We start from the raw sequence: 12628 nt of genomic DNA on the forward strand, positions 1-12628 counted from the left end.
CGGACGACACAGGGGCCGGGCCCCCGCGACACCCGCGGGGACCCGGCCCCTGTCCGATCCGCCGGAGGCGGCGCACTAGCGTTCTCCCCATGTCCCGCCGCGCGAAGATCGTCTGCACCCTGGGCCCGGCCACCAGCTCCCTCGAGCAGATCACCGCCCTGGTCGAGTCGGGCATGGACGTCGCCCGGCTCAACTTCAGCCACGGGTCGCACGCCGACCACGAGAAGGCGTACCTCCACGTGCGCCAGGCCTCCGACCGCACCGGCCGCGCCGTCGCCGTCCTGGCCGACCTGCAGGGCCCCAAGATCCGCCTCGGCACGTTCGCCGACGGCCCGGTGCACTGGGCCACCGGCAGCCGCGTCTGCATCACCGTCGACGACGTCGACGGCACCGCCGAGCGCGTCTCGACCACCTACAAGGGCCTGGCCAACGACGCCCGCGTCGGCGACCGGCTGCTGGTCGACGACGGCAAGCTCGCCCTGTCGGTCGTCTCCGTCGACGGGCCCGACGTCTGGTGCCTGGTCGTCGAGGGCGGCGAGGTCTCCAACAACAAGGGCCTGTCGCTGCCCGGCGTCGCCGTGAGCGTGCCCGCGCTGTCGGAGAAGGACGAGGAGGACCTCCGCTTCGCCCTGCACCTGTCCGTCGACTTCGTCGCGCTGTCGTTCGTCCGCTCGCCCGCCGACGTCGAGCTGGTCCGCGACATCATGCGCCAGGAGGACGTGCACGTCCCCGTCATCGCCAAGCTGGAGAAGCCCGAGGCGGTGGCGAACCTGGAGGCGATCGTCGAGGCCTTCGACGGGATCATGGTGGCCCGCGGGGACCTCGGCGTGGAGCTGCCGCTCGAGAAGGTGCCGCTGGTGCAGAAGCGCGCCGTGCAGGCCGCCCGGGAGCGCAACAAGCCGGTCATCGTCGCCACCCAGATGCTCGAGTCGATGATCACCAACTCGCGGCCCACCCGCGCCGAGGCCTCCGACGTCGCCAACGCCGTCCTCGACGGCGCCGACGCGGTGATGCTCTCCGGCGAGACCTCGGTCGGGCGCTACCCGATCGCGGCGGTGCGCACGATGGAGCGGATCATCGACGCCGTCGAGAGCTCCGACGCGCGCGCGCCGGAGATCACCCGCCGGTCCCGGTCCCGCTCGGGCGCGATCGTCCGCGCGGCCCGGGACATCGGCGAGGCGCTCGACGTCAAGGCGCTGTGCACCTTCACCCAGACCGGCGAGACCACCCGCCGGCTGGCCGCGCTGCACCCCCGCCAGCCGCTGCTGGCCTTCACCGTCGACGGCCGGGTCCGCAGCCAGCTCGCGCTGTCCTGGGGCGTGGAGACCTTCCTCGTGCCCTCGGTGGAGCACACCGACGACATGGTCGAGCAGGTGGACTTCTCCCTGCTGTCCATCGGCCGGCTCAAGGTCGGCGACCGCGTCGTCGTCGTGGCCGGCAGCCCGCCGAACACGGTCGGGTCGACCAACCTCATCCGGGTGCACGAAGTCGGCACCGACTCGTGACCGGCGGCGGGACCCAGGCCGCCGCGCTGATGAGCGTCCTCGACCTCGAGGAGCGCTCGCCCGACGTCTTCGTGGGGCAGACCCCGACCACCACGCTGCAGCGCATCTTCGGCGGGCAGGTGGCCGGGCAGGCGCTCATGGCGGCCACGCGCACGGTGCCGGGCGGCCGCGGCGTGCACTCGCTGCACTCCTACTTCCTGCGGCCCGGCGACCCGCACGAGGAGCTGCGCTACACCGTCGAGCGGATCCGCGACGGCCGGTCCTTCTCCACCCGCCGGGTCATCGCCTGCCAGAGCCGGCGCGGTGAGGACGTCGCCGTCTTCGCGCTGACGGCGGACTTCCACGCCGGCGAGCCGGGCGTCGTCGCGCACTCCCGGCCGATGCCGGAGGTGCCGCGGCCCGACGAGCTGCTGTCGCTGGCCGACCACGCCGCCGGGTACGGCGACCTGGCGGCGCCGGCACTGGAGATCAGCCGCGCGGTCGAGCAGCGGCCGCTGGTCAACCCGTTCGCGCCGGAGCCGAAGACCCCGCCGGCCACCCAGTCGCACGCCTGGTTCCGGGTGGCCGGCCGGCTCCCCGACGACGCCGGGGTGCAGGCCGCGGCGCTGACCTTCGTCAGCGACCTGACGCTGCTGTCCGCGGGGCTGGCGCGGGTCGGCGGCGGGTGGGGCGGGCGCTACGTCGGCGCCAGCCTCGACCACGCCGTCTGGTTCCACGCGCCGTTCCGGGCCGACGAGTGGTTCCTCTACGAGACCGACAGCCCGGCCGCCTCCGAGGGCCGCGCGCTGTGCTTCGGCAGCATCTGGACCGCCGACGGCCGGCACGTGGCCACGGTGGCCCAGGAGGGGCTCATCCGGTCACTGGGGGAGTAGCCGGCACCACCTCGGCCGGCTCCACCTCCGCCGAGGCCTCCTCGGGGGCCTCCGGCACCACCGTCTGCCCGGCGGCCGCCTGCTCGGCCGCGTGCCGCCGGGCCGCCTCCTCCTCGGCCGCCCGCCGCTCGGCCTCCTTGCGCTCGGCCTCGGCGCGGGCGCGCTCGGCGGCCTGCTCGGCGAAGTCGGCGGCCAGCCAGTCGTGGCCCTCGCACAGCAGCGCCCAGGCCCGCTCGACGTGCGCCCGCGTCGTCGCCGGCGCGCCGATCGCCACCCGCAGCACCACCGAGCCGCGCACGGTCGTGTGGGTCAGGTAGACCTCGCCGCCGTCGTTGAGCCGCTCCAGCAGCGTCATGGTCGCGACGTCGGCGTCGACGTCGGCCGGCCAGCGCGGCCGCAGGCACACCAGCGACAGCGGGTGCGGGGCGGCGACGTCGAAGCGGTCGTCGGCGTCGGCCCAGCCGGCGAGCTCCTGCGCCAGCGCGACACCGGACCGGACGTGCGCGCGCAGCCCCTCGGCGCCGTACCAGCGCAGCACGGTCCACAGCTTGAGCGCGCGGAACCGGCGGCCCAGCTCGATCTGCCAGTCGCGGTAGTCGACGACCGCGCCGGCCTCGGTCGCGGCGTTGCGCAGGTACTCGGGGAGGATCGACAGCGCGCCGGTGAGCGCCGCCCGGTCGGCGACCCAGAACAGGGTCGCGTCGAAGCCGGTGAGCAGCCACTTGTGCGCGTCGGTGGTGTAGCTGTCGGCCTCCTCGACGCCGGCCTGCAGGTGCCGCAGCTCCGGGGCGACGGCGCTCACGCCCGCGTACGCGGCGTCGACGTGCAGCCAGGCGCCGTACCGGCGGCAGATCGGCCCGATCGTGGCCAGCGGGTCCACCGCGGTGGTCGACGTCGTCCCGACCGTGGCGCAGACCAGCACCGGCTTCAGCCCGCGGGCGGTGTCGCGCTCCAGCCGGGCGGCGAGGGCGGCCGGGCGCATCGCCAGGTCGCCGTCGACCTCCACGACCCGGATGGCGTCGGTGCCGAGGCCCGCGATCCGGACGGCCTTCTCCATCGACGAGTGGGTCTCGGAGGAGACGTAGACCGTGTACTCCTCGGGCACGACACCGTGCCGGACGGTGGCCCCGCCGCTGGCGCGGTGCAGCGCCGCGAGCAGGGCGACCAGGTTGGCCCCCGAGCTGGAGTCCTGCACGACGCCCCCGCCGCTGCCCGTGGAGCGGAACGCCTCCGGCAGCCCGAGCAGGTCGGCCAGCCAGTCCAGGACGTGCTGCTCGAGCTCGGTGGCCGCCGGACTGGTCACCCACGACATGCCCTGGACGCCCAGGCCCGCCGACAGCAGGTCGCCGAGCACCGAGGGGCCGGAGGTGTTCGCCGGGAAGTAGGCGAGGAAGCCGGGGTGCTGCCAGTGGGTGACGCCCGGCAGGACGACCCGCTCGAGGTCGGCGAGGACGGCGGAGAAGGGCTCGCCCCGCTCGGGGGCGGACGGCGGGAGCGCCGCGCGGACGTCGCCGGGGGAGACCCGCGAGCGGACGGGGAAGGACTCGATGCGCGCCCAGTAGTCGGCGATCCAGTCGACGACCTCGTGACCGTGCTGCCGGAACTGCTCGGGGGTCATGTGGGGCACGGGCTCGCTCACCCCGACACCGTATGCGGCGCTCCTCCGTCCGAGCGGGCAGGAGGTGAGCCGCTCCCGTCGGGTCGTGAGCCGCCCCGCGAGGCGGTGGGAGGAGTGGGGGCCGGAGGCCTCCGCGACGAGCGCCGGGACGGGCTCCGCGGCGGCGGGGACGGCACCCGGCCGCGGTGCGGTCCGGAGGACCGCGATGTCGGAGTGCCCCCGGTGCGACTCGAACGCACACTGCGCGGGTTTTGAATCCGCTCCCTCTGCCGATTGGGGTACGGGGGCAGGTGCCGCGACCGAGGTCACGACCCGGCCAGCCTAACCGGGACGCCACTCCCAGCCGTCGTCGCTAGGCTCCTCCGCGTGAGCAGCGAGCCGACCCGGGTCCTCATCGCCGAGGACGAGGCCCTCATCCGCCTCGACCTCAAGGAGATGCTCGAGGAGGAGGGGTACGTCGTCGTCGCCGAGGCGGGGGACGGGCAGACCGCCGTCGACCGCGCCCGGGAGCTGACGCCGGACCTGGTCATCCTCGACATCCAGATGCCGGTCCTCGACGGGCTGGCGGCCGCCGAGCAGATCGCCTCGGCGCGCATCGCGCCGGTCATCGTGCTCACCGCCTTCAGCCAGCGCGAGCTGGTCGAGCGGGCCCGCGACGCCGGCGCCATGGCCTACCTGGTCAAGCCCTTCTCCAAGAACGACCTCGTGCCCGCCATCGAGGTGGCCCGCGCCCGGTTCACCGAGATCGCCGCGCTCGACGGCGAGGTGCGCACGCTCGAGGAGCGGCTGGAGGCCCGCAAGGTCGTGGAGAAGGCCAAGGGCCGGCTCATGGCCGAGCAGGGGATGACCGAGGCCGAGGCCTTCCGGTGGATCCAGCGCACGGCCATGAACGAGCGGACGTCGATGAAGGCGCTCGCCGAGCGGATCCTCGCCACGGACGAGGCTGCTGCGGAGGGTGCACCCTCCCGGGGGAACGCGTAACCCGGCCGGAACAGGGCAGGTCACGACCCCATCACGGTCTCAACCGTCCCGCATCCATCCCCGTGTCCAGCAGTTACGTTCACCGGACTGACGGGGCCCCGGCACGTCCGGGGCCCGCCGGACCGACGTACGACAACTGGGAGTTGCTGGATGCGCACGCGTACCTACGCCCGCAGCATCGCCGTCACCTCCGCCGCGCTCGTCGCTCTCACCGCCTGCGGTGGCGGCGACGACGGTGGCAGCGGCTCGGGCGGCGACGCCTCGGGCGGCGGCGAGAAGCAGGTCAACATCTACGGCACCGACGGCAACATGGGCAACGCCCTCGGTGAGGACTTCACCGAGGAAGGCGCGCTGGCCGGCATGCGGGGCACGACGCCCCTCACCGAGCTGGGCCCGGAGTTCACCGACCGGCTGCTCGAGGTGGACCCCAACCTGCAGGACTACAACTACGCGGGTGAGACCTACGACGCGGTGATCGTCACGGCGCTCGCCGCGCAGGCGGCCGGCACCAACGACGCCAACACCTTCAAGGCGTACGTCAACGGCATGACCACCGGCGGCGACAAGTGCACCGACTTCGCCGCCTGCCTGGAGATCATCAACAACGGCGGCAACGTCGACTACGACGGCATCTCCGGCCCGCTGGCCTTCACCGACGCCGGTGAGCCCGCGGCGGCCAGCTTCGGCCTGCTGCAGTTCGGCGACGACAACGCCCTCGACAGCGACGCCACCGAGTACGTCATCGCCGGTGACGAGGCCAACGCCACCACCGACGAGGGCCCGGCCTACGCGCCGGCCGGCACGACCGGCGGCCCGCTGGTCATCGGCACCCTGCTGCCGCTGACCGGCAACCTGGCCTTCCTCGGCCCGCCGGAGGTCGCCGGCGCCAAGCTGGCGGTCAACGACATCAACGCCGCCGGCGGCGTCCTGGGCCAGCCGGTCCAGCTCGTCGAGGGTGACTCCGGTGACGCCTCCACCGACACCGCCACCCAGACCGTGGACCGGCTGCTGCAGTCCGGTGTGAACGCGATCATCGGTGCGGCGTCCTCCGGCGTGAGCCTGACGGTCATCGACGCCATCACCGGCGCCGGTGTCCTGCAGTTCTCGCCGGCGAACACGTCCGACCAGTTCACGAACTACAACGACAACGGGCTGTACTTCCGCACCGCCCCGCCGGACACGCTGCAGGCCCGCGCCCTCGCGGACCTGATCATCGCCGACGGCAACAACACCGTGGGGATCCTCGCGCTCAACGACCCCTACGGCACGGGCCTGGCCGAGAACACCAAGAACAACCTGGTCAGCGCGGGCCTGTCCGAGGACGACATCGTCAGCGTGACGTACGACCCGCAGGCGGCGAACTTCGACGCCGAGGTCCAGCAGATGACCGAGTTCAACCCCGACGCGATCGTCGTCATCGGGTTCGAGGAGTCCTCGCGGATCCTGCAGGGCCTCAACGACCAGGGCGTCGGCCCGCAGCGGTGACCCCGCGGCGGTGAGGTAGTCCCCGTCCCGGCAGCGGCCCGGTACCCCTCGCGGGGTGCCGGGCCGCTGTCGTGTGCTCAGCGCTGCAGGGACTGGCCCTCGGGCGCCCAGTCGGCCGGGCGCCCGCGGTGGTTGGAGAACTCCACGGCCCAGCGCCACCAGCTGCGGTCGGGCGCGTGCTCCCAGCGCAGCAGGACGCCGACCTCCCCACCGGGCAGCAGCACCGGCAGGCCCAGGTGGCTCTCGTCGGGCCACACCTCGCTGCGCCGCAGGCCGCCGTCGGTCAGCTCGAGCAGCGTGACGGGGGAGTAGTCGCCGTCGCGGTCGGCGTCGCCGCGAGCCACGACGGTGTCGTCGTCGGCGGTGACCCGCACCGCCAGGCGGGCGGGCGCGGCGTGCACGAGCACGCGGGAGAAGCCGCCGGCGGTCAGCGCCCGGCAGAAGTCCAGGCCGTTCATGCCGCCGTCGCGGCCGCGCAGGTCCCAGGTCCAGTTCACCGACCCGGTCCTACCCGTCCGCACCCCGGACGACGAGAGGCCGGCGCCCCCTCGGGGACGCCGGCCTCGTCAGGGGGCCTCGGGCGGTCACTGCGCCTTGGCGAGGGTCCCCAGGTAGAGCTCGATGACCTTCGGGTCGGTCATCAGCGACCGGCCGGTGTCGGTGTAGGCGTTGCGGCCCTGGTCGAGCACGTAGCCGCGGTCGCAGATCTGCAGGCAGCGCCGGGCGTTCTGCTCGACCATGATGATCGAGACCCCCGTGGCGTTGATCCGCCGGCAGCGGATGAACACCTCGTCCTGGTAGGCGGGAGACAGGCCCGCCGAGGGCTCGTCGAGCAGCAGCACCGACGGGTCCATCATCAGCGCCCGTCCCATGGCCACCATCTGCCGCTCGCCGCCGGAGAGCGCGCCCGCCTTCCCCTTGCGCCGCTCACCGAGCAGCGGGAAGAGGTCGATGACGTAGTCGAAGCGCTCCTTGAACGTCTTCGGCCGCAGGTAGACGCCCATCTGCATGTTCTCCTCGATGGTGAGCGAGGGGAACACGTTGTTGTTCTGCGGCACGTAGCCGACGCCCATGGACACCAGCCGGTGCGCCGGCGCGGAGGTGATGTCCTCCCCGCGCAGCTTCACCGACCCCGAGCGCACCGGGATGAGCCCGAACAGCGTCTTGAGCAGCGTCGACTTGCCCGCGCCGTTGGGGCCGATGATCCCGACGAGCTCGCCGTCCTGCAGGTAGAAGTCGGCGCCGCGCAGGATGTTGACCCCCGGCACGTAGCCGGCGACGAGGTCGTCGGCGCGCACCAGGGCGCCCTCGGCGAGGCGCAGGTGCTCCTCGCGGGTGGCGGCCTTCTCCGCCGGCGACAGCTCCGCGGTGCCCGCGGCGGCCTCGTCGGCGCGGGTGACGTCCTCGCCGGACTCGTCGACCCGGAACAGCGGCTCGCTCATCGGTCGGTCTCCCTGCGGGTGTCGGAGCCCAGGACCTCGCCGCCGCCGTGCTCCTCGGCGGCGATCTGCGCCTCGGCCTGGGCGAGGACCTGGTCCTCCTCCTCGACGGTGAGCGGGGCGTCGTGGTGCGCGCCGAGGTAGGCGTCGACCACGGCCTGGTTCTGGCTGATGGACTCGGGCGGCCCCTCGGCGATCACCCGGCCGGCGGCCATGACGACCACCCAGTCGCTGATGTCGCGGACGACGTCCATGTCGTGCTCGACGAAGATCACCGTCATGCCCTCCTCGCGGAGGTCCTTGACGTGGCCGAGCAGGCTCTGCGTCAGCGCCGGGTTCACGCCGGCCATGGGCTCGTCGAGCATGACGACCTTCGGGTCGCTCATCAGCGCGCGCGCCATCTCCAGCAGCTTGCGCTGACCGCCGGAGAGGGTGCCGGCGAACTCGTCCTTCTTGGCGTCGAGCTTGAACCGCCGGAGCAGGTCCATGGCCTTGTCGGTGTTGGCCCTCTCCTGCGACCGCCAGGTGCCGGGCACCAGCGCCCGCAGGAAGCTCTCGCCGCGCTGTCCCTGGGCGCCGAGCAGCATGTTCTGCAGCACGGTGAGCCGGGACAGCGCCTTGGTGAGCTGGAAGGTCCGGACGACGCCGAGCCGGGCGACCTGGTGCGGCGCGAGCTTGCCCAGCGGCCGGCCGTCGAAGCTCCACGTGCCGGTGTTGGGCTGGTCGAAGCCGGTGAGCAGGTTGAACAGCGTCGTCTTGCCGGCACCGTTCGGCCCGATCAGCCCGGTGATGCCGCCGCGCTGCACCTCGAGGTGGTCGACGGCGACCGCGGTCAGACCGCCGAAGGTCCGGGTGACCCCGTCGACGACGATCGCCGGGTCGGGCTTGGCGACGCCGACCTCCCACGGGACGTCGCGCAGCGCCGCCTGGGCCAGTCGCTGCGGGGCACGGCCGGAGCCGCCCTTGTCCAGCGACGCCGCGGAGGCGCCGGCGGGCGTGTTGTCAGCGGGCATCGAGCATCACCTCTCGTCGGTCGCCGAAGATGCCCTGCGGCCGGAAGACCAACAGCAGCATGAGCCCGATCCCGACCAGGACGAAGCGGATCTGCGCCACGTCCGTGGACGACAGGAGCCCCTCGGGGATGATCCCGTTGTCGATGAGGAGCCGCAGCCCGGTGTCGGCGAACTGCAGGATGAACAGCAGGATGACGGCGCCGACCACCGGCCCGAGGACCCGCGCGGCACCGCCGAGGATCAGGGCGGCGTAGGCCAGGAACGTGTTGGCGTTCTGGTACTGGTCGGGGACCGCCGACCCGGTGCCCACGGCGTAGACCATGCCGCCGAGGGCGCCGATGATCCCGCCCAGCACCAGCGCCTGCATCTTGTAGACGTAGACGTTCTTGCCCAGCGCGCGGACGGCGTCCTCGTCCTCGCGGATGGACTTGAGGACGCGGCCCCACGGGCTGCGCATGAGGGCCCACACCAGCAGGCACGACAGGGCCACGAGCACCCACCCGACGAGGGTGACCCACAGCTCGCCGCCGGACCAGCTGGTGCCGAGGATGCGGTAGCGCTCGTTGGTCGCCCACGGGGCGAGGGCGATGAAGTCGCCGTTGAAGGCGGACAGGCCGCGGGTGCCGTTGGTGACCGGGGTGGCCGACACCGAGCGGAACAGCAGCCGCAGCCCCTCCGCCGTCGCGATGGTCGCGATGGCCAGGTAGTCCGCGCGCAGCCGCAGGGTCGGCAGGCCGAGCAGCAGGGCCAGGACGACGGCGGCGGCGAGGCCGACGACCACGCCCACCCAGAAGGGCAGCCCCCACTGGCTCACCGAGATGGCGATGCCGAAGCCGCCCAGCAGGGCGAAGGCGATCTGCCCGAAGTTGAGCAGGCCGGCGTAGCCGAACTGGACGTTGATGCCGATGGCGAGCAGCGCGAAGAAGATCGCCTGGAACCCGAGGCCGGCCTTGAGGGCGACGGCCAGGGCGTCGATGAGGTCGCCCACGGGTTCAGCCGATCCGGACCCGGCTGCCCAGGATGCCCTGGGGCCGGATGACGAGGATGACGATCAAGAGCAGGAGCCCCCCGACGTACTTGACGTCATTCGGGATGACGAGGGTCGACATCTGGACGAACACACCGACGATCAGGCTGCCCACCAGGGCGCCGTAGGCGGTGCCGAGACCACCGAGGGTGACGCCGGCGAACATCAGCAGCAGCAGGCGGAAGCCCATGTCCCACTGCACCTGGTCGGACAGGCCGAGCAGGACGCCGCCGAGGGCGGCCAGCGCGCCGCCCATCATCCAGACCACGAGGATGACGCGGTTGACGTCGATGCCCGACGAGGCGGCGAGGTCGCGGTTGTCGGCGACCGCGCGCATCGCCTTTCCGATCTTGGTCCGCTGCAGCATCACGGCCACCAGCACGAGGACGACGATCGAGACGACGATCGAGATCAGCGCCCGGTTGGTCAGCGTGAACAGGCCGTAGTCGACGGCGCGGCCGGTGGCCACCTGGTACGGGCTGGACCGGCCCCCGTAGATGATCTGGATGAGGTAGCGCAGCAGCAGCGACAGGCCGATGGACACGACCAGGGCGGCGACCAGGCCGGTGCCGCGGCGGCGCAGCGGCCGCCACAGCGCCAGCTCGTTGAGGGCGCCGACGGCCGCGCCGACGACCATCGCGATGAGCGTCGCCGCGATGAGCGGGACGCCTCCCGACACGTTGACGTACCAGGCGGCGACGGCGCCGATGGTGACCAGCTCGCCGTGCGCGAAGTTGGTCAGTCCGGTGGTGCCGAAGATCAGCGAGAGGCCGACGGCGCACATGGCGATCAGGAGGCCGAAGCGGATGCCGTCGACCAGCAGCTGCACGGCGCGGACGGTGCTCCCGCCCTCGCCGCGGCTGCCGTCCTCGAGGCCGATGATCACCGGCTCCCGCCGGCCCGTGTCGACGGTGACCGCCCGGTTGTCCGCGCCGGCGAGCTCGACGCCCTCGGGCAGGTCGTCGCCGTCGATGGTGACGACGTAGTCGCCGGGGCCGGGCAGGTCGACCGACCAGCGGCCGTTCTCGTCGGTCTCGACCGTGTCGACCTCGTCCCCGGCGGCGGTGGTGACCGTCACCTGGACGTCCTCGATCGGGCCGGACCGGCTGGTCTGCAGCGTGCCCAGCACCTGCTCGCCCTGGGCGCCGGCGACGCCGGGGACCAGCACGGCGAGCCCGGTGGCGGCGACGAGCACCAGCAGGAGCCGGAGCAGCACCCTCCGGGCGGTCCCCGGGCCCGGGCGGATCGCGCTCCGGTGTGGCCGAGGTGGCCCGGCAGTGGCTGACGGGTGCCTCACACAACCTCCCTGTTCGTGGCACTGCTCTGGGGGCGTGGCGTCGATCGGCACGGTGGGTGTCGCGCGACACAACGCGGGCAGTGGAGGCGTGACGGTAACCCAGGCGTGTTGCGTCCCCGTTCCCTCGTCGCTGCACTGTGACCGAAGCGCGACGCGCCGACGCACCCGTCCTGGTGATCACTCCCGTCCCAGGACCGGCGCGTCTGCGTGGCCGCGGGTCGCGGGAGGTGCACGCTCGGCGGCGCCGTCCAGGGAGGGCTCACGTGTCTGCTACCGGCCAGCGGTCCCGCGTCGTCACGCGAACGGCGCGCCCCGACGACCTGCCCGCCGTCCTCGCCCTGGTGCGCCAGCACCGCGCCGAGGCGCACGCGGAGGGCGTCCTCACCGGGCAGACACCGGGGGCGGCCGCGGCGGCCGGCTTCCGCCGGCTGCTGGCCGACCCCGCGCACCGGGTGGTGCTCGCCGTGCTGCCCGGCGCCAACGCCGCGACCGCGGCCACCGCGGGCGAGGTCGCCGTCGGGCTGGCCGTGCTGGGGCTGGACCCGCTGTCGGCGGTGCTCGGCGTCCCGCAGGTCACCGTGGACAACCTCGTCGTGCACCGGGACCACCGCCGGTGCGGGGCCGGGGCGGCGCTGCTGGCCGCGGCCGCCGACCACGCCGCGGAGGTCGGCGTCGAGCACGTCGTCGCCGCGGTCGGCGGGCACGAGGCCGAGCGGCAGCGGTTCTTCGCGCGGATGGGCTTCGCGCCGCTCACCACCCGCCGCATCGTGCCGCGGGAGACGCTGGCCCGGTCGCTGGCCGCCTGGCAGCGCGGCGGCGTCCCGCTGCCCCGGCCCCCGCGCCGCCGCCCGGTGTCCCGGGCGCTGCCCGCCTGAGCCGCCGCGGGCTCGCGAGCGGTGGGAGCCGCGGGGTCCTCGCCTAGGCCGGGAGGATCGCGCAGGTCAGCCGCGCGGTGGCGGTGGTCCGCCCCCGGTCGTCGGTGACCTCGACGAGGAACGTCGACAGCGTGCGGCCGACGCGGGCCGGGGTGCACACGGCGGTGACCGTGCCCGACGTCGCCGCGCGCAGGTAGCTGGTGTTCAGCTCCACCCCGACGGCCTTCTTCCCCGGGCCGGCGTTGAGCATGGCCGCCCAGGAGCCGATCGTCTCGACCAGCGAGCACGTGGCCCCGCCGTGCAGCAGGCCGAAGGGCTGCTGGTTGCCCTCGACCGGCATCGTCGCCACCAGCCGGGCCGGGTCGTAGTCGACGATCGTGATGCCGAGCTTGTCGTCGAGCGGGCTGGCCGCGCCGGGCGCCAGCCAGTCCGGGGGAGCGGAGGTCACGCCGGGCACCGTAACCGCGGGCGGGCCGGCCCTCCGTGCGGGGCCTCGGAAGCGTGGGTGAGCGCACC

12 protein-coding genes and 1 tRNA gene are annotated in these 12628 nt (G+C 73.5%); 5 read left to right on the forward strand and 8 right to left on the reverse strand.

Annotated features, from left to right (window positions below):
* Nucleotides 1-89 precede the first annotated feature (89 nt).
* Nucleotides 90-1505: a pyruvate kinase gene (gene pyk / locus ACI8AK_RS10455; protein WP_387986664.1), complete on the forward strand. Its 1416-nt coding sequence runs from the start codon at nt 90-92 to the stop codon at nt 1503-1505.
* The gene (locus ACI8AK_RS10460) at nt 1502-2377 is read left to right on the forward strand and encodes an acyl-CoA thioesterase (protein ID WP_456956172.1); all 876 of its coding nucleotides are present in this window, start codon (nt 1502-1504) and stop codon (nt 2375-2377) included. The genes pyk and ACI8AK_RS10460 overlap by 4 nt, the downstream gene beginning before the upstream one ends.
* Here ACI8AK_RS10460 and ACI8AK_RS10465 read toward each other — a convergent pair.
* Both ACI8AK_RS10465 and ACI8AK_RS10470 read right to left on the reverse strand, forming a co-directional pair.
* On the reverse strand, nt 2355-4016 hold the full coding sequence (locus ACI8AK_RS10465) for an aminotransferase class V-fold PLP-dependent enzyme (RefSeq protein ID WP_387986669.1): 1662 nt from the start codon (nt 4014-4016) through the stop codon (nt 2355-2357). The two genes, ACI8AK_RS10460 and ACI8AK_RS10465, sit on opposite strands and share 23 nt — an antisense overlap.
* Nucleotides 4017-4209: 193 nt before the next feature.
* Nucleotides 4210-4283, reverse strand: a tRNA-Leu gene (locus tag ACI8AK_RS10470).
* A gap of 78 nt (nt 4284-4361) precedes the next feature.
* Between ACI8AK_RS10470 and ACI8AK_RS10475 the strand changes: the two genes are divergently transcribed.
* Together ACI8AK_RS10475 and ACI8AK_RS10480 are read left to right on the forward strand one after the other, a co-directional pair.
* The gene (locus ACI8AK_RS10475) at nt 4362-4976 is read left to right on the forward strand and encodes an ANTAR domain-containing response regulator (RefSeq protein ID WP_387986671.1); all 615 of its coding nucleotides are present in this window, start codon (nt 4362-4364) and stop codon (nt 4974-4976) included.
* A gap of 150 nt (nt 4977-5126) precedes the next feature.
* A complete protein-coding gene (locus ACI8AK_RS10480) occupies nt 5127-6461 on the forward strand; it encodes an ABC transporter substrate-binding protein (protein WP_387986673.1) in 1335 nt (444 codons plus the stop codon).
* Between the two features lie 77 nt (nt 6462-6538).
* Here ACI8AK_RS10480 and ACI8AK_RS10485 read toward each other — a convergent pair whose 3' ends face one another.
* From ACI8AK_RS10485 to ACI8AK_RS10505, 5 genes are all read right to left on the reverse strand, one after another.
* Nucleotides 6539-6958: a DUF7712 family protein gene (locus ACI8AK_RS10485; RefSeq protein ID WP_387986676.1), complete on the reverse strand. Its 420-nt coding sequence runs from the start codon at nt 6956-6958 to the stop codon at nt 6539-6541.
* 87 nt (nt 6959-7045) lie between these two features.
* Nucleotides 7046-7903: an ABC transporter ATP-binding protein gene (locus ACI8AK_RS10490; protein ID WP_387986679.1), complete on the reverse strand. Its 858-nt coding sequence runs from the start codon at nt 7901-7903 to the stop codon at nt 7046-7048.
* Nucleotides 7900-8913: an ABC transporter ATP-binding protein gene (locus ACI8AK_RS10495; protein WP_387986681.1), complete on the reverse strand. Its 1014-nt coding sequence runs from the start codon at nt 8911-8913 to the stop codon at nt 7900-7902. Before ACI8AK_RS10495 ends, ACI8AK_RS10490 begins: the two co-directional genes overlap by 4 nt.
* On the reverse strand, nt 8903-9901 hold the full coding sequence (locus ACI8AK_RS10500) for a branched-chain amino acid ABC transporter permease (RefSeq protein ID WP_387986684.1): 999 nt from the start codon (nt 9899-9901) through the stop codon (nt 8903-8905). Before ACI8AK_RS10500 ends, ACI8AK_RS10495 begins: the two co-directional genes overlap by 11 nt.
* A gap of 4 nt (nt 9902-9905) precedes the next feature.
* On the reverse strand, nt 9906-11156 hold the full coding sequence (locus ACI8AK_RS10505; protein WP_387986685.1) for a branched-chain amino acid ABC transporter permease: 1251 nt from the start codon (nt 11154-11156) through the stop codon (nt 9906-9908).
* Nucleotides 11157-11500: 344 nt separating this feature from the next.
* On the opposite strand from ACI8AK_RS10505, the gene ACI8AK_RS10510 reads away from it, so the two are divergent.
* The gene (locus ACI8AK_RS10510; protein WP_456956174.1) at nt 11501-12112 is read left to right on the forward strand and encodes a GNAT family N-acetyltransferase; all 612 of its coding nucleotides are present in this window, start codon (nt 11501-11503) and stop codon (nt 12110-12112) included.
* Between the two features lie 43 nt (nt 12113-12155).
* Here ACI8AK_RS10510 and ACI8AK_RS10515 read toward each other — a convergent pair whose 3' ends face one another.
* The gene (locus tag ACI8AK_RS10515) at nt 12156-12560 is read right to left on the reverse strand and encodes a PaaI family thioesterase (protein WP_456956176.1); all 405 of its coding nucleotides are present in this window, start codon (nt 12558-12560) and stop codon (nt 12156-12158) included.
* Nucleotides 12561-12628 lie beyond the last annotated feature (68 nt).

The sequence above is a fragment of the Geodermatophilus sp. SYSU D00867 genome (assembly GCF_054050315.1).